This is a genomic window from Mesorhizobium sp. WSM4821 (assembly GCF_055901555.1).
In genome coordinates, this window is record NZ_CM148371.1 from 1,432,944 (window position 1) to 1,456,179 (window position 23,236).

24 protein-coding genes are annotated in these 23,236 nt (G+C 63.2%); 19 read left to right on the top strand and 5 right to left on the bottom strand.

The window, feature by feature from the left end:
- The first annotated feature begins 277 nt into the window (after positions 1-277).
- From mdh to lpdA, 12 genes are all read left to right on the top strand, one after another.
- On the top strand, positions 278-1,246 hold the full coding sequence (mdh, locus tag AC0NID_RS06745) for a malate dehydrogenase (protein ID WP_145718729.1): 969 nt from the start codon (positions 278-280) through the stop codon (positions 1,244-1,246).
- 31 nt (positions 1,247-1,277) lie between these two features.
- Entirely contained in the window at positions 1,278-2,471 is a 1,194-nt protein-coding gene (gene sucC, locus AC0NID_RS06750; protein WP_473452046.1) for an ADP-forming succinate--CoA ligase subunit beta, read from the top strand.
- 4 nt (positions 2,472-2,475) lie between these two features.
- A complete protein-coding gene (locus AC0NID_RS06755) occupies positions 2,476-2,847 on the top strand; it encodes a cupin domain-containing protein (protein ID WP_473452048.1) in 372 nt (123 codons plus the stop codon).
- Positions 2,848-2,907: 60 nt separating this feature from the next.
- Positions 2,908-3,138 carry a hypothetical protein gene (locus AC0NID_RS06760; protein ID WP_473452049.1) on the top strand — a complete coding sequence of 77 codons (231 nt, stop codon included), beginning with the start codon at positions 2,908-2,910 and terminating at the stop codon, positions 3,136-3,138.
- Positions 3,139-3,157: 19 nt separating this feature from the next.
- Positions 3,158-3,547 carry a PIN domain-containing protein gene (locus AC0NID_RS06765; RefSeq protein ID WP_474033420.1) on the top strand — a complete coding sequence of 130 codons (390 nt, stop codon included), beginning with the start codon at positions 3,158-3,160 and terminating at the stop codon, positions 3,545-3,547.
- 14 nt (positions 3,548-3,561) lie between these two features.
- Positions 3,562-4,464, top strand: coding sequence for a succinate--CoA ligase subunit alpha (sucD, locus tag AC0NID_RS06770; protein WP_473452053.1), 903 nt, complete (start codon positions 3,562-3,564; stop codon positions 4,462-4,464).
- Between the two features lie 148 nt (positions 4,465-4,612).
- Positions 4,613-7,600, top strand: a complete 2,988-nt coding sequence (locus tag AC0NID_RS06775; protein WP_473452055.1) for a 2-oxoglutarate dehydrogenase E1 component — start codon at positions 4,613-4,615, stop codon at positions 7,598-7,600.
- 51 nt (positions 7,601-7,651) lie between these two features.
- Complete coding sequence (gene odhB, locus AC0NID_RS06780; RefSeq protein WP_473452057.1) at positions 7,652-8,956, top strand: 2-oxoglutarate dehydrogenase complex dihydrolipoyllysine-residue succinyltransferase; 1,305 nt, start codon at positions 7,652-7,654, stop codon at positions 8,954-8,956.
- 17 nt (positions 8,957-8,973) lie between these two features.
- Positions 8,974-9,705 (top strand): DUF4241 domain-containing protein, encoded by a 732-nt coding sequence (locus tag AC0NID_RS06785; protein WP_473452059.1) that lies wholly within the window; start codon positions 8,974-8,976, stop codon positions 9,703-9,705.
- 10 nt (positions 9,706-9,715) lie between these two features.
- On the top strand, positions 9,716-10,225 hold the full coding sequence (locus AC0NID_RS06790) for a hypothetical protein (RefSeq protein WP_473452641.1): 510 nt from the start codon (positions 9,716-9,718) through the stop codon (positions 10,223-10,225).
- The gene (locus AC0NID_RS06795; RefSeq protein ID WP_473452061.1) at positions 10,222-10,977 is read left to right on the top strand and encodes an SDR family oxidoreductase; all 756 of its coding nucleotides are present in this window, start codon (positions 10,222-10,224) and stop codon (positions 10,975-10,977) included. Before AC0NID_RS06790 ends, AC0NID_RS06795 begins: the two co-directional genes overlap by 4 nt.
- Positions 10,978-11,012: 35 nt before the next feature.
- Entirely contained in the window at positions 11,013-12,419 is a 1,407-nt protein-coding gene (gene lpdA, locus AC0NID_RS06800; RefSeq protein ID WP_473452062.1) for a dihydrolipoyl dehydrogenase, read from the top strand.
- A 464-nt stretch (positions 12,420-12,883) separates the two neighbouring features.
- On the opposite strand, the gene AC0NID_RS06805 is transcribed toward lpdA, so the two are convergent.
- The 3 genes from AC0NID_RS06805 to AC0NID_RS06815 all read right to left on the bottom strand — a co-directional run bounded on the left by AC0NID_RS06805 (position 12,884) and on the right by AC0NID_RS06815 (position 15,278).
- The gene (locus tag AC0NID_RS06805) at positions 12,884-13,108 is read right to left on the bottom strand and encodes a hypothetical protein (protein ID WP_473452064.1); all 225 of its coding nucleotides are present in this window, start codon (positions 13,106-13,108) and stop codon (positions 12,884-12,886) included.
- A 23-nt stretch (positions 13,109-13,131) separates the two neighbouring features.
- Positions 13,132-14,199, bottom strand: a complete 1,068-nt coding sequence (locus AC0NID_RS06810) for a TraB/GumN family protein (RefSeq protein WP_473452066.1) — start codon at positions 14,197-14,199, stop codon at positions 13,132-13,134.
- A 125-nt stretch (positions 14,200-14,324) separates the two neighbouring features.
- Positions 14,325-15,278: a tyrosine recombinase XerC gene (locus AC0NID_RS06815; protein ID WP_473452067.1), complete on the bottom strand. Its 954-nt coding sequence runs from the start codon at positions 15,276-15,278 to the stop codon at positions 14,325-14,327.
- Between the two features lie 133 nt (positions 15,279-15,411).
- Here AC0NID_RS06815 and rimM point away from each other — a divergent pair, with 133 nt between their 5' ends.
- Positions 15,412-16,011, top strand: coding sequence for a ribosome maturation factor RimM (gene rimM / locus AC0NID_RS06820; protein ID WP_473452069.1), 600 nt, complete (start codon positions 15,412-15,414; stop codon positions 16,009-16,011).
- Positions 16,008-16,706, top strand: coding sequence for a tRNA (guanosine(37)-N1)-methyltransferase TrmD (gene trmD, locus AC0NID_RS06825; protein ID WP_473452071.1), 699 nt, complete (start codon positions 16,008-16,010; stop codon positions 16,704-16,706). Before rimM ends, trmD begins: the two co-directional genes overlap by 4 nt.
- Here trmD and AC0NID_RS06830 read toward each other — a convergent pair.
- Positions 16,688-17,440 carry a sulfite exporter TauE/SafE family protein gene (locus AC0NID_RS06830; RefSeq protein WP_473452073.1) on the bottom strand — a complete coding sequence of 251 codons (753 nt, stop codon included), beginning with the start codon at positions 17,438-17,440 and terminating at the stop codon, positions 16,688-16,690. The two genes, trmD and AC0NID_RS06830, sit on opposite strands and share 19 nt — an antisense overlap.
- Before the next feature lie 331 nt (positions 17,441-17,771).
- Between AC0NID_RS06830 and rplS the strand changes: the two genes are divergently transcribed.
- From rplS to leuC, 5 genes are all read left to right on the top strand, one after another.
- Positions 17,772-18,311: a 50S ribosomal protein L19 gene (rplS, locus tag AC0NID_RS06835; protein WP_473452075.1), complete on the top strand. Its 540-nt coding sequence runs from the start codon at positions 17,772-17,774 to the stop codon at positions 18,309-18,311.
- Positions 18,312-18,578: 267 nt separating this feature from the next.
- Positions 18,579-19,376: a transporter substrate-binding domain-containing protein gene (locus tag AC0NID_RS06840; RefSeq protein ID WP_473452077.1), complete on the top strand. Its 798-nt coding sequence runs from the start codon at positions 18,579-18,581 to the stop codon at positions 19,374-19,376.
- Between the two features lie 269 nt (positions 19,377-19,645).
- Complete coding sequence (locus AC0NID_RS06845; protein WP_473452079.1) at positions 19,646-20,458, top strand: amino acid ABC transporter permease; 813 nt, start codon at positions 19,646-19,648, stop codon at positions 20,456-20,458.
- A 25-nt stretch (positions 20,459-20,483) separates the two neighbouring features.
- Complete coding sequence (locus AC0NID_RS06850) at positions 20,484-21,119, top strand: class I SAM-dependent DNA methyltransferase (protein ID WP_473452081.1); 636 nt, start codon at positions 20,484-20,486, stop codon at positions 21,117-21,119.
- A gap of 245 nt (positions 21,120-21,364) precedes the next feature.
- Positions 21,365-22,774, top strand: coding sequence for a 3-isopropylmalate dehydratase large subunit (gene leuC, locus AC0NID_RS06855; protein ID WP_473452083.1), 1,410 nt, complete (start codon positions 21,365-21,367; stop codon positions 22,772-22,774).
- 91 nt (positions 22,775-22,865) lie between these two features.
- On the opposite strand, the gene AC0NID_RS06860 is transcribed toward leuC, so the two are convergent.
- Complete coding sequence (locus AC0NID_RS06860; RefSeq protein ID WP_292165063.1) at positions 22,866-23,177, bottom strand: hypothetical protein; 312 nt, start codon at positions 23,175-23,177, stop codon at positions 22,866-22,868.
- Between the last annotated feature and the right edge of the window lie 59 nt (positions 23,178-23,236).

Genomic DNA, 23,236 nt, shown 5'->3' on the forward strand with positions numbered 1-23,236 from the left:
AAGGCGTCATCGCCAGGAAATAGCCTTCTTGTTTCCATCTTCATTATGTAACGTCTCTCAAGTGGCGTAATTATTTTGACGTTTACGTAATTCCCTTTGTTTCTAACCGATTGAAATTATTCACTCTAAAATAACCGTTTGAATTTCTTTTGCGCCGGGGCTATTGGGTGCGGCGAAATCTCGCGGCTTTCCCGCAGCATCCGGCTCCTTCCTCGACGCCGTTATCCAAGTCGTTCAAGATTTGGGGCGTCACAGTCTAAAGGGAAAACATCCTGACATGGCACGCAACAAGATAGCGCTCATCGGCTCGGGGATGATCGGCGGCACGCTCGCCCACATGATCGGCCTCAAGGATCTCGGCGACGTCGTGCTGTTCGACATCGCCGAGGGTATCCCGCAAGGCAAGGGGCTTGATATCGCGCAGTCGTCGCCGGTCGACGGGTTCGACTCCAGGCTGACGGGCGTCAACGACTATGCCGGCATCGAGGGGGCCGACGTCTGCATCGTCACCGCCGGCGTGCCGCGCAAGCCCGGCATGAGCCGCGACGACCTTCTCGGCATCAACCTGAAGGTCATGGAGCAGGTTGGCGCGGGTCTCAAGAAATACGCGCCGAAAGCCTTCGTTATCTGCATCACCAACCCGCTCGACGCCATGGTCTGGGCGCTGCAGAAGTTCTCCGGGCTGCCGAAGAGCCATGTCGTCGGCATGGCCGGCGTGCTGGACAGCTCGCGCTTCCGCTATTTCCTGGCCGAGGAATTCAAGGTGTCGGTCGAGGATGTCACCGCCTTCGTGCTCGGCGGCCATGGCGATTCCATGGTGCCGATGATCCGCTATTCGACGGTCGCCGGCATTCCGCTGCCCGACCTCATCAAGATGGGCTGGACCTCGAAGGAAAAGCTCGACCAGATCGTGCAGCGCACCCGCGACGGCGGCGCCGAGATCGTCGGCCTGCTCAAGACCGGCTCGGCCTTCTACGCGCCGGCCGCCTCGGCGATCTCGATGGCCGAGGCCTACCTCAAGGACAAGAAGCGCGTGCTGCCCTGTGCCGCGCATCTCTCCGGCCAGTACGGCGTCAAGAACACCTATGTCGGCGTGCCGGTGGTGATCGGCGCCGGTGGCGTCGAGCGCGTCATCGAGATAGACCTCAGCAAGGCCGAGCAGAAGATGTTCGACAATTCGGTGGCGGCGGTGCAGGGCCTGTGCGAGGCCTGCGTCAACATCGCTCCGCATCTCGCCGCCAAGTGATCCCCCAGCAATTGATCTGGAGACAACGCACATGAACATCCATGAATATCAGGGCAAGGCGCTGCTGAAGGGCTTTGGCGCGCCGGTGGCCGAAGGCGTGCCGGTGTTCGCGGCAAGCGAGGCGGAAGCCGCCGCCAAGGCGCTGCCCGGCCCGCTCTATGTGGTGAAGAGCCAGATCCATGCCGGCGGCCGCGGCAAGGGCAAATTCAAGGAGCTCGGCCCCGACGCCAAGGGCGGCGTGCGGCTGGCGAAGTCGGTGGCCGACGTCGTTGCCAACGCCAACGAGATGCTCGGCCACACGCTGGTCACCAAGCAGACCGGCCCGGCGGGCAAGCAGGTCAACCGCCTCTATATCGAGGACGGCGCCGACATCGAGCGCGAGCTCTATCTGTCGCTGCTGGTCGACCGCTCGGTCGGCCGCATCGCCTTCGTCGTTTCGACGGAGGGCGGCATGGACATCGAGGCGGTCGCCCATGACACGCCGGAAAAGATCATCACCGTCGCCATCGACCCGGAAAAAGGCGTGTCGGCGGATGATCTGAAAGAACTCAACGGCGCGCTGAAGCTCGACGGCGACGCCGCCAAGGACGGCGAGACGCTGTTCCCGATCCTCTACAAGGCCTTCGTCGACAAGGACATGAGCCTGCTCGAGGTCAACCCGCTGATCGTCATGAGAAACGGCCGGCTGCGCGTGCTCGACGCCAAGGTGTCGTTCGACAACAACGCGCTGTTTCGCCATCCCGACGTGATGGAGCTGCGCGACATCACCGAAGAGGACGAGAAGGAGATCGAGGCGTCGAAATACGACCTCGCCTATGTCGCGCTCGACGGCAATATCGGCTGCATGGTCAACGGCGCCGGCCTCGCCATGGCGACTATGGACATCATCAAGCTCTATGGCGCCGAACCCGCCAACTTCCTCGATGTCGGCGGCGGCGCGTCGAAGGAGAAGGTGACGGCGGCGTTCAAGATCATCACCAAGGATCCGGCGGTCAAGGGCATCCTGATCAACATCTTCGGCGGCATCATGAAATGCGACATCATCGCCGAGGGCGTGATCGCGGCGGTGAAGGAAGTCGGCCTGCAAGTGCCGCTGGTGGTGCGACTCGAAGGCACCAATGCCGAACTCGGCAAGAAGATCATCAACGACAGCGGGCTCAACGTCGTCTCGGCCGACGATCTCGACGACGCGGCCAAGAAAATCGTGGCGGCGGTGAAGGGCTGATCTGGTGCCTCCGCACAAGATAAATCTGGTCGAGGCGGCGGATGCGAAGATCAGGAAAGTCTTCGACCCGCATATCGCCGGCGACGTCAACGATTCCCAGGTCAAGATCGCCAAGTTCGGCGACGTCTTCGACTGGCACGCGCATGAAAACGAGGACGAGGCGTTCCTCGTGCTGCGCGGCCGCATCGCCATTGATTTCCGCGACGGCTCGGTGGAGCTAGGCAGCGGCGAGTTCATCGTCGTGCCGCGCGCCGTCGAGCACCGGCCGCGCTCGCTGAGCAAGGAGCCGGTGGTGCTGATGTTCGAGCCGGCGACGACGCTCAACACCGGCAACGCCAAAAGCGACCTCACCGTCGCCGATCTGAAGCGGTTGTAGGAACTTGCGAATGCCACACAGTTACACATATACTGTGTAGAATTTGCAGGAGAAGGAGAAATGAAGAACATCACTCTGGCGGTCGAGGACGAGGTTCTGGAGCAGGTCAAGCTAACCGCCGCCGAGCAACGAACGACCGTCAACGCCATGGTGCGAGAGTTTTTCGCGACAGTGGCCGCGAAGCGTCGTGCCAAGGACGAGGCACGGCAAGCCCTTCTGCAGCTCGCCCGCGAGGCGGCAGGCGACATGGGCGACAAGAAGTGGAACCGGGAAGCTCTCTATGATCGCTGAGTGTTTCCTTGACACCAACGTGCTCGTCTATGCCGCCATCGGACACAAATCCGAGCGTGCGAAGTACGAGCGCGCCGTGGAGTTGATTGCCAAGGAAGACTACTCGACCTCCGCGCAGGTGCTGCAGGAGTTCTATGTGAACGTGACCAAACGAGCCGATGTCACACTGGCGCCAGCGAAGGCGGCTGAGTGGATCGCCGCGATCTCCATGAAGCCCTGCCAGGATTTGGACAGCGCGGTCGTCATGCGGGGCATCGAAAACTCGCAGCGATATCAGATTTCATATTGGGATGGCGCGATCATCGCCGCCGCCGAGCGCCTTGGCGTCAAGACACTTTACACCGAAGACCTCAACCACGGGCAGGCTTACGGCTCCGTGGTCGCCATCAACCCCTTCCGCACTCACTGATCAGGTCGCAAAAAATGTCCATTCTCGTCGACAAGAACACCAAGGTGCTCGTGCAGGGCCTGACCGGCAAGACCGGCACGTTCCATACGGAGCAGGCGCTGGCCTATCACGGGACAAGAATGGTTGGCGGCATCCATCCCAAGAAGGGTGGCGAGACGTGGACCGGCGCCAAGGGCGAGAGCCTGCCGATCTTCGCCACCGTTGCCGAAGGCAAGGCAACGACCGGTGCCAACGCGTCCGTCGTCTATGTGCCGCCGGCGGGCGCTGCCGAGGCGATCCTGGAGGCGATCGAAGCCGAGATCCCGCTGATCATCTGCATCACCGAGGGCATCCCGGTGATCGACATGATCAGGGTCAAGGCGAGGCTCGACCGCTCGACATCGCGGCTCATCGGCCCCAACTGCCCCGGCGTCCTGACCCCCAACGAATGCAAGATCGGCATCATGCCCGGCAACATCTTCCGCAAGGGCTCGGTCGGCGTTGTTTCCCGCTCGGGAACGCTTACCTATGAGGCAGTGTTCCAGACCACCAATGTCGGCCTCGGCCAGACCACCGCCGTCGGCATCGGCGGCGACCCGGTCAAAGGCACTGAGTTCATCGACGTGCTGGAGATGTTCCTCGCCGACGACGAGACCAAGTCGATCATCATGATCGGCGAGATCGGCGGCTCGGCCGAGGAAGACGCCGCGCAGTTCCTCAAGGACGAAGCCAAGCGTGGCCGCAAGAAGCCGATGGCCGGGTTCATCGCCGGGCGCACGGCGCCGGCCGGTCGTACCATGGGCCATGCGGGCGCGGTCATCTCCGGCGGCAAGGGCGGCGCTGAGGACAAGATCGCGGCAATGGAATCGGCCGGGATCAAGGTTTCGCCGTCGCCGGCCCGGCTCGGCACGACACTGGTCGAGGCGATCAAAGGTTAGTGAATAGTGAATTTAGTGAATAGTGAATGGCAAGAACGGGTGAGTAGCGATGCGAAGCGAAGGGAGTTCCCAAACTTCGGCTGACTATTCACCATTCACTATTCACCATTCACCCTGAAAGGAGACGGAGCCAGGCTCCGCGGAAAAAATGGCAAGACAAGATCAGGCCAACGACCAATTTTCGCTTACTTCTTTCCTCTATGGCGGCAATGCCGATTACATCGACGCGCTCTATGCCGCCTATGAGGGGGATCCCTCTTCGGTCGACCCCGAATGGCAGGATTTTTTCGCCGCGCTGAAGGACGATGCCGGCGATGTCCGCAAGAATGCCAAGGGCGCCTCATGGGCCAAGCCGTCCTGGCCGCTGCAGGCCAATGGCGAACTAGTGTCGGCGCTCGACGGCGATTGGGGCATCGTCGAAAAGCACATCGAGAAGAAGGTTCAGGACAAGGCGGTCGTCAACGGCGTCGCCCTTTCCGACGCCGACGTGCATCAGGCCACGCGCGATTCCGTTCGCGCCATCATGATGATCCGCGCCTACCGCATGCGTGGCCACCTGCACGCCAATCTCGACCCGCTCGGCATCGCCAAGCCGCTCGAGGACTATAACGAGCTGTCGCCGGAAAACTACGGCTTCACATCAGCCGATTACGATCGTCCGATCTTCCTCGACAATGTGCTCGGGCTCGAATTCGGCACTATCCGGCAGATGCTGGACATATTGACCCGCACCTATTGCTCGACGCTCGGCGTCGAGTTCATGCATATTTCCGATCCCGAGGAGAAGGCCTGGATCCAGGCGCGCATCGAGGGCACCGACAAGGAGATCTCCTTCACCGCCACCGGCAAGAAGGCAATCCTGCAGAAGCTGATCGAGGCCGAAGGCTTCGAGCAGTTCATCGACGTCAAGTACAAGGGCACCAAGCGCTTCGGCCTCGATGGCGCAGAGGCGCTGATCCCGGCATTGGAGCAGATCGTCAAGCGCGGCGGGCAGCTCGGCATGAAGGAGATCGTGCTCGGTATGGCGCATCGCGGCCGGCTGAACGTTCTCTCCCAGGTGATGGCCAAGCCGCACCGCGCCATCTTCCACGAGTTCAAGGGCGGCTCGGCCGCACCCGACGAGGTCGAGGGCTCGGGCGACGTGAAGTACCATCTCGGTGCTTCCTCGGACCGCGAGTTCGACGGCAACAAGGTGCACCTGTCACTGACGGCCAATCCCTCGCATCTGGAAATCGTCGATCCGGTGGTGATGGGCAAGGCGCGGGCCAAGCAGGACTCGCTGTTCGGCCGCAGCCGTGAGGAGATCGTGCCGCTGGAAGAGCGCGCCAAGGTGCTGCCATTGCTCCTGCATGGCGACGCCGCCTTTGCCGGCCAGGGCGTAATTGCCGAGATCCTCGGCCTCTCGGGCCTGCGCGGCCACCGCGTCGCCGGCACGCTGCATTTCATCATCAACAACCAGATCGGCTTCACCACCAATCCGCGCTTCTCGCGCTCGTCGCCCTATCCGTCGGACGTGGCCAAGATGATCGAGGCGCCGATCTTCCACGTCAATGGCGACGATCCGGAAGCCGTTGTCCATGCCGCCAAGGTGGCGATCGAATTCCGCATGAGGTTCCACAAGCCTGTCGTGGTGGACATGTTCTGCTACCGCCGCTTCGGCCACAATGAGGGCGACGAGCCGGCCTTCACCCAGCCGATCATGTACAGCAGCATCCGCCGCCACAAGACGACGGTGCAGATCTATGCCGAGCGGCTGATCGCCGAGGGCCACATCACCCCAGCCGAATTCGACAAGCTCAAGGCCGACTGGCGGGCGCATCTCGAGCAGGAATTCGAGGTCGGCCAGCATTACAAGCCCAACAAGGCCGACTGGCTGGACGGCGCCTGGTCGGGACTGCGCACGGCCGACAACCAGGACGAACAGCGCCGCGGCAAGACCGCCGTGCCGGTCAAGACGCTGAAGGAGATCGGCAAGAAGCTGACCGAAGTGCCGAAGGATTTCGCGGCGCACAAGACGATCCTGCGGTTTCTCGAGAACCGCCGCCAGGCGATCGAGTCGGGCGAAGGCATCGACTGGTCGACGGCCGAGGCGCTGGCCTTCGGCGCCATTCTGCTCGACGGCAATCCGGTCCGGCTGTCCGGGCAGGATTCGGAGCGCGGCACGTTCTCGCAACGCCACTCCGTGCTCTACGACCAGCGCGACGAGACGCGCTACATCCCGCTCAACAATCTGTCGGCGGCGCAGGCCGGTTTCGAGGTCATCAACTCGATGCTGTCGGAAGAGGCCGTGCTCGGCTTCGAATATGGCTACAGCCTGGCCGAGCCGAAAGCACTGACGCTCTGGGAGGCTCAGTTCGGCGATTTCGCCAACGGCGCCCAGGTGGTATTCGATCAGTTCATCTCGTCGGGCGAGCGCAAGTGGCTCAGGATGTCGGGCCTCGTCTGCCTGTTGCCGCATGGCTATGAAGGCCAGGGGCCGGAGCACTCGTCGGCGAGGCTGGAGCGCTTCCTGCAGCTATGCGCCGAAGACAACATGCAGGTGGCCTATTGCACGACGCCGGCGAACTACTTCCACATCCTGCGCCGGCAGCTGAAGCGGGATTTCCGCAAGCCGCTGATCCTGATGACGCCGAAGTCGCTGCTGCGTCACAAGCGGGCGGTGTCGACGCTGCCGGAAATGTCGGGCGAAAGCGCGTTCCACCGGCTGTTGTGGGACGATGCCCAGCAGCTTCCCGGCCAGGCGATCAAGCTCACCAAGGATTCGAAGATCCGCCGCGTCGTGCTCTGCTCGGGCAAGGTCTATTACGACCTCTACGAGGAGCGCGAAAAGCGCGGCATCAACGACATCTATCTGCTGCGCGTCGAACAGCTCTATCCTTTCCCGGCGAAGGCGCTGATCACCGAGCTGTCACGCTTCCGCAATGCGGAGATGGTGTGGTGCCAGGAGGAGCCCAAGAACATGGGCGCCTGGTCGTTCATCGACCCGTATCTGGAATGGGTGCTGGCGCATATCGACGCCAAGCATCAGCGGGTGCGCTATACCGGCCGGCCGGCAGCCGCCTCGCCGGCGACCGGATTGATGTCGAAGCATCTCGCCCAGCTTGCCGCCTTGCTTGAAGACGCGCTCGGTGAATAGAACAGAGTGCGGCGAATAGAACAGAACCGACAGAAAAAACGGACAGGCACAATGGCTACCGAAATCCGCGTCCCCACCCTTGGCGAATCCGTCACCGAGGCGACCATCGGCAAATGGTTCAAGAAGGTGGGCGACGCGATCGCCACCGACGAGCCGCTGGTCGAGCTCGAAACCGACAAGGTGACTGTGGAAGTGCCGGCCGCGGCCGCAGGAACGCTCAGCGAGATCGCCGTCAAGGAAGGCGAAACGGTCGAGGTCGGCGCTTTGCTCGGCGTGATTTCGGCGGGCGACGGGGCAAAGGCGGCGGCACCTGAACCTGCGAAGCCGTCGCCTTCCGAACCAAAGCAGGACGCGGTGTCGCAGGCCTCTGCGCCGACCGCAGCATCGACCGTCAGGCAAGCCGCGGCCGAGACTGCCAAGATCGCCGGCGACGCCGGCCCCATCGAGGCGCGGGCGATGCCGCCGGCACCGGCGGCGGCGAAGCTGCTGGCCGAAAGTAATCTCGCGGTCGACCAGATCTCGGGGTCAGGCAAGCGCGGCCAGGTGCTGAAGGGAGACGTGCTCGACGCGATTGCCAGGGGCGCGCCGTCGCAGCCGGCCGAGACGCCGAAGGCAGCCCCAGTCGCTGCCCGCGCGCCGTCCTCGGCCGATGACGCATCGCGCGAAGAGCGCGTGCGCATGACCAAGCTGCGACAGACCATCGCGCGCCGCCTCAAGGAAGCGCAGTCGACCGCCGCCATGCTGACCACCTTCAACGAGGTGGACATGAGCGCGGTGATGGCGCTCAGGACCAAATACAAGGATGTGTTCGAGAAGAAGCACGGTGTGAAGCTGGGCTTCATGGGCTTCTTCACCAAGGCCGTCACCCATGCACTGAAGGAGATACCTTCCGTCAACGCCGAGATCGACGGCACCGACATCATCTTCAAGAACTACGCCCATATCGGCGTCGCCGTCGGCACCGAAAAGGGACTCGTCGTGCCGGTGGTGCGCGACGCCGACCAGATGTCGATCGCCGAGATCGAGAAGGATATCGGCCGTCTGGGACTTGCCGCGCGCGACGGCAAGCTTTCCGTGGCGGATATGCAAGGAGGCACGTTTACGATTTCCAACGGCGGCGTTTACGGGTCGCTGATGTCGACGCCGATCCTCAACGCGCCGCAGTCGGGCATTCTGGGCATGCACAAGATTCAGGAGCGGCCGGTGGTGGTCGGCGGCCAGATCGTGATCCGGCCGATGATGTACCTGGCGCTCTCCTACGATCATCGCATCGTCGACGGCAAGGAAGCGGTGACCTTCCTGGTCCGCGTCAAGGAAAGCCTGGAGGATCCGGAGCGGCTGGTGCTCGATCTGTGAGCCGGGCCGGTCGCACCATGGCTGGCTGGCCGGATTCCGTACGCCGATTGTTTCGACGTGGAGTCGTCTGGCTTGGCGTTTTTTCCACTTTGCCATCCATGGCGCTGGCAGCCGACTGGGACGTCTCCAAGGTAAGCAGTAATCTCGGCGTCTTCGTTCTCAGCGACGCCGAGATGGCGGAGCGACGGATCACGGTCCCCCCGATCGGTGATCTTGATTTGCCGACGGGCGCGATCATCGCCTGTGATCCTCTTGTGAGCGACCCAACCTTGAGCCGCAAGGTCGAGCCGGGGCGTTATCCGGTTTCGCTGTTGGAAGCACGAGGCCGTGTAGCGACCGCGGTCCTGCGTTTCAGCCCCGGCGCGCCGGTTCGCTGGGAACTGGCCACTGTGCCTGGCGAGGATGTCGCGGCATTGAAAGGTGACGAGGTATACGGGTATCCCGTCGACGCCGGCCTAGCCTCGTTCATGGACAAGACGGCTATCGTGCTGATGTCCGATGAGCAGGACAAGCTGAAATATGGCGACTATTATGGTGAGGTCCTGGCTGCCGAATTTGCACCGAACCAAGACAGGTTCGTGCTCCATAACGCGGTTGCCGGCAACCCCCTCAACATTGCCATGTTCGGAAGCGGCTGGGGCGATGGATCCTATTCGTCTTTCTGGGGGCTGGATGCGGCTGGCGAACCGCCGCTGCTCATGACCGACTTCGGCGTGCTGGAAAACGCCGATGGGCGCGAGACCAGGTAGACCCGCTGTCATGCAAAGCGCCACGTCGCCCACCATCGGATATGTAGCTGGGTCGCTGGCCGTTTTGTTTACGAGTTCCGCCGCGCTCGCTGCCTGTCCGCTCGAGCTCGCGGTCTATGGCGATGCCGAAAGCGCGGCTGAGATCGATTTCAGGCCGACCATGGAATCGGCCGTTGTCACCAACACATTCAAGATGGTGCTCGACAATAGCGTAGTGCTCGACGGCATCGTCATGTGGACGGAAGGGGTGGCGCGGCCGCACGGCTCGCTGATGTACAAATGCCCGACCGGCGACGTCACCGGCGACGAGCTCACCGCCTGCACCGTGTGGGAGGGCGTCGTCTACAGTTCCGACGACCAGGGCAACATCGCCTTGCTGCCGGCCGAAGGTGTCGATGCGCCGAAGAAACTGATCTTTCCCGACCTCGGACCGTCCCTGCAGATGTCGGCCGCCTATGGCGCCAACGGGTTTTCGAAAGTGCCTTGGGATGTTTTTTCGTTGAAAGGTTGTCAGGAATGAGTGTGCCCAAAAAGGTGCTGCTGGTGACCGGCGGCAGCCGCGGCATCGGCGCCGCGACATCCAGGCTTGCCGCCAAGGCTGGATACCGTGTTGCGCTCAACTATGCCTCGAATGAAGTTGCCGCCACGGCGGTTGTCGAGGCGATCGAGCAGGATGGCGGCGACGCGCTCGCCGTCAGGGGCGACGTCGGCAACGAAGCCGACATTCTGTCGATGTTCGAGAAAGTCGATCGAACCTTCGGGCCGCTCGATGCGCTCGTCAACAATGCCGGCGTGGTCGACCAGAAGGCGCGTGTCGATGAAATGAGCGGGGCAAGGCTGGAGCGCATGATGCGCATCAACGTCATTGGCTCCATGCTTTGTGCCCGCGAAGCGGTGAAGCGCATGTCGACCAGCCATGGCGGCAAGGGCGGCGCCATTGTGAATATTTCCTCGATTGCTGCAAGAATTGGCGGACCGGGCGAGTATGTCGACTACGCCGCTTCGAAGGGCGCGATCGATTCCTTCACTATTGGCCTGGCGCGCGAAGTGGCCGGCGAAGGCATTCGCGTCAATGCGGTCAGTCCAGGCATCATCGACACCGAAATTCACGCCTCCGGCGGACAGCCGGATCGCATCGAGAGGATGCGCCACTTCGTGCCCATGCAAAGGGCGGGGGCCGCCGAAGAGGTCGCCGCGGCAATTCTCTGGCTCCTGTCGGACGAGGCGTCCTATACGACAGGCGCGAATTTGGAAATGGGCGGCGGCCGCTAAATGCCAGCCAAGTGCCAGACCAGAAGGACAGTATCATGGCTTATGACGTGGTTATCATCGGATCGGGACCAGGCGGCTATGTCTGCGCCATCAAGGCGGCACAGCTCGGCCTGAAGACGGCGGTGATCGAGAAGAACCCGACCTTCGGCGGCACCTGCCTCAATATCGGCTGCATCCCGTCCAAGGCGCTGTTGCATGCCTCCGAAATGTTCGCCGAGGCCGGCCATTCCTTCGACACGCTCGGCGTCGAGATCGGCGCGCCGAAGCTCAATCTGAAGAAGATGATGGCGCACAAGGATGCGACCGTGGCGTCCAACGTCAACGGTGTTGCTTTCCTGTTCAAGAAGAACAAGATCGACGCGTTTCGCGGCACCGGCAAGGTCTTGTCCGCCGGCAAGGTCTCGGTGACCGGCGAGGACGGCAAGGTCGAGGAGATCGAGACCAAGAACATCGTCATCGCCACCGGCTCCGATGTGTCAGGCATTCCGGGCGTCATGGTCGACGTGGACGAGAAGGTGATCATGTCCTCGACCGGCGCGTTGTCGCTGGACAAGGTGCCGGGCCATCTGGTGGTGGTCGGCGGCGGCGTCATCGGGCTGGAGCTCGGCTCGGTGTGGGCGCGGCTCGGCGCCAAGGTGACCGTCGTCGAGTTCCTCGATACCATCCTGGGCGGCATGGACGGCGAGGTCGCCAAACAGTTCCAGCGCATGCTGTCCAAGCAGGGGTTCGAATTCAGGCTCGGCGCCAAGGTGACCGGCGTCGCCAAGGCCAAGAAGGGGGCCACCGTCACCTTCGAGCCGGTCAAGGGCGGCGCGGCCGAGACGATCGAGGCGGACGCCGTGCTGATCGCGACCGGCCGTCGTCCCTATGCGGACAGTCTAGGGCTGAAGGAGGCCGGCGTCGAGGTCGACGAGCGCGGTCGGGTCAAGACGGGTGGCCATCTCAAGACCAATGTGCCCGGCATCTACGCCATCGGCGACGTGATCGCCGGGCCGATGCTCGCCCACAAGGCCGAGGACGAGGGCGTGGCGGTGGCCGAGATCATTGCCGCCCAGGCCGGGCATGTGAACTACGAGGTGATCCCGAGCGTCGTCTACACCAGTCCGGAAATCGCCTCGGTCGGCAAGACCGAGGAAGAGCTGAAGAAGGCCGGCGTCAACTACAAGGCCGGCAAGTTTCCGTTCAGCGCCAATGGCCGGGCGCGCGCCATGCTGCATACCGACGGCTTTGTGAAGATCCTGGCGGACAAGCAGAGCGACCGGGTGCTCGGCGTCCACATCGTCGGCTTCGGTGCCGGCGAGATGATCCACGAGGCGGCGGTGCTGATGGAGTTCGGCGGCTCGTCGGAAGATCTTGCCCGCACCTGCCACGCCCACCCGACGATGTCGGAAGCGGTGAAGGAAGCGGCACTGGCGACCTTCTTCAAGCCGATCCATATGTAATTCAGCGGCATATCGGAAATCTTAAAGCAAACGGCCCGCTCTTCAGCGGGCCGTTCGTATCTTTGAAATCAGAAACCGATCACTGCGCCGGGGCTGGTGCGGGCGCTGGTTCTGCGGGCGCTGGAGCAGGCGCAGGCTCTGCAGGCGCCGGCGCGGGCTCGGCAGGTGCCGGAGCAGGTGCAGGCTCTGCCGGTGCCGGGGCTGGCGCAGGCTCCGCCGGTGCAGGCGCCGGTTCAGCGGGCGCTGGCGCCGGGGCCGGAGTGCTGGCGGCCGGCGGTTCGGCAGGCGCTGGCGTTTCACCGCTTCTGCCAAAAATATAGTAAGCGACAATAGCCAGGATAACGACAACCAGGGCAATCAGCCAGCCGCTGCCGCCGCCACTAGACTTGGGAGGGGGGGTCGGAGTGGTATACGGGTCGTTTGGGTTCGCCATAAAAGTGTCCTCCGTGGATGAAAAGTATCAATCAACACAAATCAACGCGCAATCGTTGAACAGGTTTCACGCTAGGAATCGAAAACGCCGAAAACAGGGCAGTTTGCACCGGGAATCGCTTGCCTGCCTGCATTTCCCCCGCAAACTTGTTGGCGATTGGGCCAAAACGAACCTTTTCGACCTTCCTGCACTGAGACGAGGCTGCCGCTGTCGCGTCGTGATTCGGGAAAGAGGCGATCAGAATCGTGTCTTTCATGGGCCGCAACTCAACCGTGCAACTCAGTCGACGCCAGTGACGGTATAGCCGGCCCTGCGAAAATCCTCGACCAGGCCTTCCGCGCCCGGAAGGTGCAGGGCGCCGACCGCCATGAAGGTGTTGCCTTTGGCGAGGATCGGCCCGGCATGATCGATCATCACCTTGTTGCGGCTGGTGATCATGGTTTCCTCGAAGGCGGCATAGTCCGCCAGATCATCCTCGCCGCCGGGAAGGACGGCACGGAACAGCGGCCAGAACATGCCAGTGTCGCCGCGCTTATAAAGCACGATCATGGTTTCGTTGACGTCGTTCATTCTGTCGCCGAGCTTCAGTGTGTCGACGAGGCCTTTCATGTGAAAGGCGAGTGGCAGCGAGGCCATGGCGCGAAGCTGGTCGGCGATGGTCTCCAACCCCTCGACAACCTTGCCGGAGGCCTTGGCATCCTCCGCGAGCTTGATATCGAGCACTGGCGCGCCGCCGGCCCTCCGGGCCAGTTCGCAAGCCGGGAGCGCCACCATGGCCGACAGTATCCACGGCTTCATCTTGGCAACGCTCGCCAGCGGGATGCCACGCGCGTCGAGCGCTTTGTTCACCGCCGCCGCGTCGTCGGACGACAGCAACGAGGACAGCGTCGTGCTGTCGGTGAACATCATCAGCTCCGGCTCTTTGAAAAGCGCCGCCATCATCTTCTGCTGATCGAGCACTTCCGTGGTCTCGATGACGAGGGTGTCGGCAGCGTCAAACGCCTTTTGCGCGGCAGGCGGCAGCGTGGTCACGCGCGGGTCGGTCATGTGCATGGTGCCGAACAGGAAGGATGGTCTTTCGCCGGCCTTTTCCAGTCTCCACAACAGGCCCTTGCCGTTCGGTGTCGCAGCCGCTTCGGTCTCGATCTTGCGATAAGCCGCCAGGTCGTTCTTCTGCAAGGCTGACAGCATGTCGGCGCCAGCGCAGTCCGGGATTTCGGCCCGCGCCTTGCCGGCGGCGAGCAGCGCGATGATGAGGAAAGAGAGGAAAAACAGGACGTTGAGTGCCACGAGCAGCTTCAGCGACACAAGGGTCGCGCGGTCGGCGATGGCAATGACGCGTTTCATGGCTCGCTTTCTAGATACAAAGAACGGTAAAATGGTTAATCGGCGCGGCAAAATTGTCTCAGATGAGGCTTCACTGCGCAGGATACAGTCCGAACGTCCGTTGCCCTCCGGGATCATGCGGCCGGTCATGCTCTCGGGTGCGCCGACTGATAAATTTCAAGCAGCCTTGCAGTGTCGACGCCGGTGTAGATCTGCGTCGTCGACAGGCTGGCGTGGCCCAGCAATTCCTGGATGGTGCGCAGGTCGCCGCCTCGTCCAAGCAGATGCGTGGCGAAGGAATGGCGCAAGGCATGCGGCGTGGCGGTATCGGGCAGGTTGAGCGCCGAACGCAGCTTGGCCATATCGCGCTGGACGATGGCCGGGTTGAGCGGGCCGCCGCGGGCGCCGCGAAACAGCAGGCCTTTCGGATCGAGATGATAGGGGCAGAGCCGGCGGTACTCGGCAATCGCCCGCAGCGCCACTGGCAGTACCGGCACCAGCCGGGTCTTGCCGCCCTTGCCGGCGACGCGCAGCACCGTGTCGGCGGGCGACGACAGGTCGGCGCCAGACAGATCGCCGCAAGACAGGCCGAGCGCCTCGGAAATGCGCAGGCCCGAGCCATAGAGCAGCGTCAGAACGGCGGCGTTGCGGGCGGCGATCCATGGCTCCTCCGCCAGCTGGCCCTCCATGGAGACGACATGTTTGGCATCGCTTGCCGTCAGCGGCTTGGGCAGCGACTTCGGCTGGCGTGGCGCGCGCAGCGCCGCGGCACCCGCCGCATTGACGAGGCCGCGCCGCTCCAGAAAACGCAGCAGCGAGCGGATGCCGGCCAGCCCGCGTCCGAGCGTGCGGGCGCCGGCGCCCCCGGCGCGGCGGGCGGCGAGAAAGCCGCGCAGGTCGGCCGGGCGCAGGTCGGCGATGTCCGAAATGCCGGGCGAACCGCCACGATGGCCGGTCAGGAAGTGCAGGAACTGGCGCGTGTCGCGCTCATAGGCCTCCACGGTTTCAGGCGACAGCCGGCGCTCGCGCGCCAGCATCTTCAGCCAGCTTTCGCGGGCAGCCTGAAGGTCCAGTTTGGCCGGAATGAGGAATTCCTGCATTGGGCTCTTCCGATATTCCGTTTTTCCAACTCTGGGCCATCTTCCGGCAGCCGGGTTAGGAAGCGGTGAAGAGCCGCGTCATTGAAATGACAAGAGGGTGGAGCTAGAGCAAGGCCAAAGGATTTTTCTACCGATGACCAAACCGCAAAACCCCGTCCAGATGGCCGTGATCGGCGCCGCCCACGGCATCAAGGGCGAATTGCGCGTGAAAACCTTCACCGGCGATCCGTTGGCGCTGGCCGACTACGGGCCGCTCTATGCCAGGGATGGCCGCGCTTTCCAGATCGTCGACATCAGGCCGGCCAATACGGTCGTTGTGGTGCGCTTCAAGGGCATCAGCGACCGCAATGCCGCCGAGGCGCTTGCCGGCACGGAATTGTTCGTCGACCGCTCGATGCTGCCCGACGATGGCGAAGAGGACGAATTCTACCATGCCGACCTCGTCGGACTGGCGGTCCGGGACGACACAGGCGCCGAGATCGGCAAGGTCGTCGCCGTCCATAATTTCGGCGGCGGCGACATTCTCGACGTGACGCTTGGCGAGCGTAAAGGCGTGCTGATCCCGTTCACGCAGGCCGCCGTGCCTGACGTATCGATTGCCGAAGGCTTCCTCCGCATTGATCCGGCGGCAGCGGGCTTGATCGACGACGAGGACAGCGAGGCTCCTGGCGGCGACGGTTTCGACCCGAAGGGCAGGCCGCGCGGGCCGAAGGACGCTGGGGGCAACCGGTGAGTTTTTGCGCCTCGGTGCTGACGCTCTATCCGGAGATGTTTCCCGGCGCACTCGGCCTGTCGCTGGCCGGCCGGGCGCTGGTATCAGGCACGTGGTCTCTGGAAGCTATCCAGATCCGCGATTTCGCCACCGATCGCCATCGCACCGTCGACGACACGCCGGCCGGCGGCGGCGCCGGCATGGTGATGCGCGCCGACGTGCTGGCGAGCGCCATCGACCATGCTTCGCCGGCAGGTGATCCGCGCCCGCGCCTGCTTATGAGCCCGCGCGGCAAGCCGCTGACGCAGCGCCGTGTGCGCGAACTGGCCGCTGGTCCTGGCGCGGTGATCGTCTGCGGCCGCTTCGAGGGCATCGACCAGCGGGTCATCGAGGCACGCGGGCTTGAGGAGGTCTCGGTCGGCGACTTCATCCTCTCCGGCGGCGAGCCGGCAGCGCTCGTGCTGCTCGACGCCGTGGTGCGGCTGTTGCCCGGCGTGATGGGCAATGCCGTGTCGGGCGACGAAGAGAGCTTTGAAAACGGCCTGCTCGAACATCCGCACTACACGCGGCCGCAGGAATTCGAGGGCCGGCAAATCCCCGAGGTTCTCACCTCGGGCAATCACAAGAAGATCGCCGCATGGCGGCGCGGCGAAGCTGAAAGGCTGACCAGGGAAAGACGGCCGGAGTTGTTGGCCGCTCAACCCCTGGTGAAATAGTAGAAGGCCAGGAACACGCCGACCCCGACGACGAAGCCGCGCACGGCAATTTGCGGCACGCGCTTGGCGATCCAGACGCCGGCATAGCCGCCCAGCGCGCCGCCCGGTATCATGATGATCGCCTGCGGCCAGGCGATGACGCCGCCGGAAACGAAGACCAGGATGGCGATCGCCGCGATGACCACCGCCAGCATGTTCTTCAGCGCGTTCAGGCGGTGGTAGTCACCGGCCTGGGTGAGGCCGAGCGTCGCCAGCATCATGACGCCCATGCCGGCGCCGAAGAAGCCGCCATAGACAGCGGTGGCAAACTGCGCCAGGGAACCGGCCAGAGAACCCACCGCGGCCTGATGCCCCGGCTTGGGCGCCGGCCTCAACCACGGTCCGGCGGCGAACAGCGCGGTTGCTCCCAGCAGCAGCCATGGCACCAGGACCCGGAACGACGGATTGTCGAGCGCCAAAAGGATGAGCGCACCAGCCAGTGCGCCGAAAGCCGATATGAGGCCGAGCAGCAATGCGCTGCGCCAGAAATGCTTGATGTCGGCCCAGTAGGCGAGCGTCGAGGTGATGTAGCCGGGAAACTGTGTCACCGACGATGTGGCGTTGGCGACGATCGGCGGCAAGCCGACCAGCGACATGGCGCCGAAGGTTATGAATGTCCCGCCGCCGGCTATCGCGTTGACGGCACCTGAAAGAAAGCCCGCGACAAAGAGCAGGGCCGCGTCGAGAACTGACATGTGGATATTTGCCGCCGGACAGAGAACGCTTGTGTCACCCGCCTTAAAAAGCTTGAGCCTTGGGCGCAACCCCTGCGTTGGAAGATTGCAATGAGGCGGCGATGAAAAAAGAGCACGGCAGGCGTGACAAAGCGCCGAAATAGCTGTATGTGCGCGCCGTACTGGCAAGAACAATCTGCCGGACCCGTCAACAATGACGGTGTAGTCGCCCCTGCCCGGTGTTCTCGAACCCAGGTGTTCTCGAACAAAAGGCATAGCCGAGCGGTCAATGGAACTGCAAGGCGAGTGTCGGACGCTCTGACTGTCGGAAGAACAAGAAGTGGATTTTAGGATGGATATCCTCCGTCAGCTCGAGGCCGAACAGGCCGCCAAGATCGAAGCCAAGCGCAAGCTTCCCGAATTCCAGCCCGGCGATACCGTGCGCGTCCAGGTCCGCGTGACCGAAGGCACGCGCACACGTGTCCAGGCCTATGAGGGCGTCGTCATTGCCCGCGCCGGCGCCGGCTTCCAGGAGAATTTCACGGTCCGTAAGATTTCTTACGGCGAAGGCGTGGAGCGCGTGTTCCCGGTCTTTTCGCCGATGGTCGAGGGCGTAGAGATCGTGCGCCGCGGCAAGGTGCGCCGCGCCAAGCTCTACTACCTGCGCGATCGCCGCGGCAAGTCGGCCCGTATTTCGGAAAACACTGGTGTGCGCGCCCGCAAGCTGAACGATGAGGAGCGCAATGCGCTGAACGCCGAGAAGGCCCGCATCGAGGCCGAGAAGGTGGCCGCCGCCCAGGCGCTCGCTGCCGAGAAGGCCGCGCAGGACGCCGCCGAGAAAAAGGCCGCCGACGAGGCCGCCAAGGCCGCGGAAGCGGCGGTCGCCGAATAAGATTTTCCAAAAACCATGCTTCGGAAAGGCGGCTTCGGCCGCCTTTTTCGTTCCCTCGGAAATCTTCCGGGCTTCGATTTGCCGGACCGTGGCTGATCCGCGATAGGCACGGATCGTTCCGTAGTCGCTCGGTTGAGGCATGGGAATTTGTTTTCGGGCGATGCGACGCATGGGATCGGCTTGCAAGGCGCTTGCGGACGGCTAAAGTCGGTGCCGAATTCCGATAGCCTCGGCCGATCGAGGCGGTTCAAATCCTGGGAGCATGTCATGACCAAATCGAAACTGCTGTTGGCCGGCCTGTTCGCGCTTATTCTTGCGCCAGCCGCTGCCCCGGCGCAGACGCTGCCCGATCTCGGCGGCAAGAAGGTGGTGGTGGTGACGGAAAACGCCTATCCGCCGCTGCAGTTCATCGACGCCAAGACCGGCAAGCAGATCGGCTGGGAATATGACGCGATGAACGAGATCGCCAAGCGGCTGAATTTCCAGGTCGAGTACCAGAACACCTCCTGGGACGCGATGATCCAGGCGGTTTCCGACGACCAGTACAACATCGGCATGACCGGCATCACCATCAAGGACGACCGAAAGCAGAAAGTCGATTTCTCCGACCCCTATATGCGTTCGGAACAGTTCATGCTGGTGCGCGGCGACGAAAGCCGCTTTACCGACGCCAAGACCTTCGGCGCCTTCAAGGACGGGTTGGTCGGGGCGCAGGCCGGCACCACGCCCTTCTACACCGCCGTCTACAGCGTGCTCGACGGCAACGAGCAGAACCCGCGCATCAAACTGTTCGAGACGTTCGGCGCGACGGTGCAGGCGCTGAAGGCGGGCGACGTCGATGTCGTGCTGACCGACGGCACCGCCGGCAAAGGCTATGTCGACGCTTCCAATGGCGGGCTGAAGCTGATCGGCGGGCCGCTCGGCACCGAGGATTTCGGCTTCATCTTCCCCAAGGGCTCGGATCTGGTGAAGCCGGTCAACGCGGCGATCGCCGCGCTCAAGGCCGACGGCACGCTGGATGCACTCAACAAGAAGTGGTTCCTTGATTACAAGATGGGGCAGTAGGTCGTTTTGGCGCGAGGGATGCGTGAGGACCGTGTGCTAAACATCGCACGGACGGAGTTTCTTCCCACCCCCCTCTGTCCTGCCGGACATCTCCCCCGCAAGGGGGGAGATTGGAAGCTCCTGCGAAGGCGGACATTCACCAACGTTGGGAATTGGCGAAAGCGGTCACGGCATCTGATCTCCCCCCTTGCGGGGGAGATGTCCGGCAGGACAGAGGGGGGTGGGACGGAACGCTGCCTTCGCGACTTTCTTCCCGCTGGCACCGCCTGATGCCCCCCGCATCTCCCACCTCCAAACCCGACTTCCCCTGGTGGCTTGCGGTGGCGGCGGCGCTCGCCCTAGCAGCCGCCATCTTCATCGTCGCAAGCGACCTCTATGCCCAGGTCTTCGCCACTGTCGCCAACGGTATCGGCATCACCATCTTCGTCACAATGGTCGCCTTCGCGCTGGCCTCGGCGATCGGGCTCGGAATTGCACTGATGGGGCTGTCGGGGTCGCGCTGGCTGCGTCAGATTGCCCGCTTCTATGTCGAGATCATCCGCGGCGTGCCGATCCTGGTGCTGTTGTTCTGGATCGCGTTTGCCGGCGCCCCGGCCTTCGTCGCGGCGTGGAACGCGCTGACCGCGCCGCTGCAAAATGCCGGCCTGTTCGGTGAACTGCTGGTGCGCGACGTATCGTTGCTGTGGCGCGCCATCATGGCGCTGACCATCGGCTACTCGGCCTTCATCTCGGAGGTTTTTCGCGCCGGCATCCAGGCGGTCGAGAAGGGTCAGATCGAGGCGGCGAAGGCGCTGGGGCTGACGCGCACGCAGCGTTTCCGGCTGATCGTGTTTCCGCAGGCGATCCGCACCATCCTGCCGCCGCTCGGCAATGATTTCGTCGCCATGGTCAAGGATTCCTCGCTGGTGTCGGTGCTCGGCGTCGCCGACATCACCCAGATGGGCAAGATCTATGCCGCCGGCTCGTTCCGCTTCTTCGAGACCTACTCAATCGTCGCCTATATCTATCTTATCCTGACAGTCGGCCTGTCGCTGGCCTTGCGGGGGCTGGAGAAGCGGCTGCGCCGCCAGCATGAGGAATAGAAGCTACGATTGGAGGATCTGACCGATGATCAGCGACAAGGCCAATGCGGCGCTGGAGTCCGTCTATACCGCCGATACGCCGGAAGCGCTGGCGCAAGCCTATGCAGCATGGGCTGCGACCTATGACAGCGAGACCGCGTCGCTCGGGTATCTCCTGCCGTTCCTGATCGCCGCCTGGGTGGCGCGCCATGTGCCGGCGGGCGAAGGGCCGCTGCTCGACGCCGGCTGCGGCACTGGCCTGTCGGGGCCTTCGCTGCAAGCACTTGGCTATCCCGACATTGCCGGCCTCGATCTGTCGGACGACATGCTGAAGATCGCCGGCAGCCGGCAGGCGTATAGCGAGCTGAAACAGGCCATGCTCGGCAGCACGCTGCCTTGGCCGGACGGGCATTTCCGCGCCTTCTTCTCGACCGGCGTGTTCACCATCAGCCATGCGCCGGCCTCCGGCCTGCATGAGTTGGTGCGCATCACGAAAAAGGGCGGCCACGCCATCTTCACCGTTCGCGACCAGGTGTTCGAAAGCGGTGGCTTTCGGGATGTCTTTGCCGGAATGGAGCAGGACAAAAAATGGCGGCCGGTCGAGGAAAGCCCGTGGTTCCGCTGCTATGCGATCGCCGAGCCCGAGGCGCTGGTGAAAACCTTCGTGTTCGAGGTGCTTTGAACCCAGGACCTGCGAAGGCAGCCGCCAATTGCCGAAAAGCCAAAACATTGATATGAGCCAGGCCATGGAAGAGCTTTTTGGCGATCCGGCCTACAAGGGTTTCGTGCTGCAGGACAAAAAGCGCCTGCCGTCGCGATTTTCCGCGCGCATTTCCGGCGCTCTGACCAACCGACTTCGTTAGGTCGTTTTCGCCGGGCGATCTGGCGTCTACCTCTTCCCATTTTCATATCGACGGATTTACGCACATGAGCGCACCGCGCACCCTCTACGACAAGATCTTCGACGACCATGTCGTCGACCGCCAGGACGACGGCACCTGCCTGCTCTACATCGACCGCCACCTCGTCCATGAGGTGACCAGTCCGCAAGCCTTCGAAGGCCTGCGCATGAGCGGCCGGAAAGTCCGGCATCCGGAAAAGACGCTGGCCGTAGTCGACCACAATGTGTCGACCTCGCCCGAGCGCAAGTTCGGCATCAAGAACGAGGAAAGCCGCATCCAGGTCGAGGCGCTGGCCAAGAACGCCAAGGATTTCGGCGTCGAATACTATTCCGAGAACGATATCCGCCAGGGCATCGTCCATATCATCGGTCCGGAGCAGGGTTTTACGTTGCCCGGCATGACCATCGTCTGCGGCGACAGTCACACCTCGACGCATGGCGCTTTCGGCGCACTGGCGCACGGCATCGGCACCTCGGAGGTCGAGCATGTGCTGGCCACGCAGACGCTGATCCAGCGCAAGGCCAAGAACATGCTGGTGCGTGTCGACGGCGCGCTGCCGGAAGGCGTCACCGCCAAGGACATCATTCTGGCGATCATCGGCGAGATCGGCACCGCCGGCGGCACCGGCTACGTCATCGAATATGCCGGCGAAGCGATCCGCGCGCTGTCCATGGAAGGCCGCATGACCATCTGCAACATGTCGATCGAGGGCGGCGCCCGGGCCGGCCTGATCGCGCCTGACGAGACGACCTTCGCCTATGTCAAGGACAAGCCGCGCGCCCCGAAGGGCGAGGCGTGGAATGCCGCGCTCGCCTATTGGAAGACGCTGCAGTCCGACGAGGGCGCGCATTTCGACAAGGTGGTCGTGCTCGACGCGGCCAAGCTGCCGCCGATCGTCTCCTGGGGTTCATCGCCCGAGGACGTCGTCTCCGTCCAGGGCATCGTGCCGAACCCGGACGATATCGCCGATGAGAACAAGCGCACGTCCAAGCAGCGCGCGCTGGATTATATGGGATTGAAGCCGGGCACCAAGATCACCGATATAACGCTCGACCGCGTCTTCATCGGCTCCTGCACCAACGGCCGCATCGAGGATCTGCGAGCCGTCGCCAAGGTGGTCGAGGGCAGACGAGTCAGTCCGCATGTCGACGCGATGATCGTACCGGGCTCCGGCCTGGTCAAGGAGCAGGCGGAGGCCGAAGGTCTCGACAAGATCTTTGTCGCGGCCGGCTTCGATTGGCGCGAGCCGGGCTGCTCGATGTGCCTTGCCATGAATGACGATCGGCTGAAGCCGCACGAACGCTGCGCCTCGACCTCGAACCGCAATTTCGAGGGCCGTCAGGGCTTCAAGGGCCGTACCCATCTGGTGTCGCCGGCCATGGCGGCGGCGGCGGCGATCGCCGGTCACTTCGTCGACATTCGTGAGTGGAAATAGGTCAGGCGCGAGTGGAAATAACGCAGGGCTGCCATAGTCCATATCTCAATGCATGCCAAAGCCCGAATCGCGATGCGGTTCGGGCTTTTTCTCACGCCGGGCGCCTTACGAGCTCATGGAATTGCTCACGCCGGCCGGGCTGCTCCGCAGCGACCACCAGCGCCAGCTGACGTTCGTCGAAGAGCTTGAACCACTCGTCCCATTCGACGAGTTCGTAGCCGCCGGCGTTGGCCGGGCGTTCGGCCTGGTCCTGGTCCTGATAGGCGTGCTGGCCGAAGACCAGCCTCAGCAAGGCTTGCGTTCCCGTTTCAGGCGACACGTCGACGATTGCCGGAAATCCAGCACGCGCCGCGGCCCATGAGCGAATTGCCTCGTGATCGGTCAGCATGATCGTATCGGCCATGAAAGCGTCTCCCATCGATTGCTGCTGGAAAACGCCGGTCGCGGTTTCGAGTTCCTTAC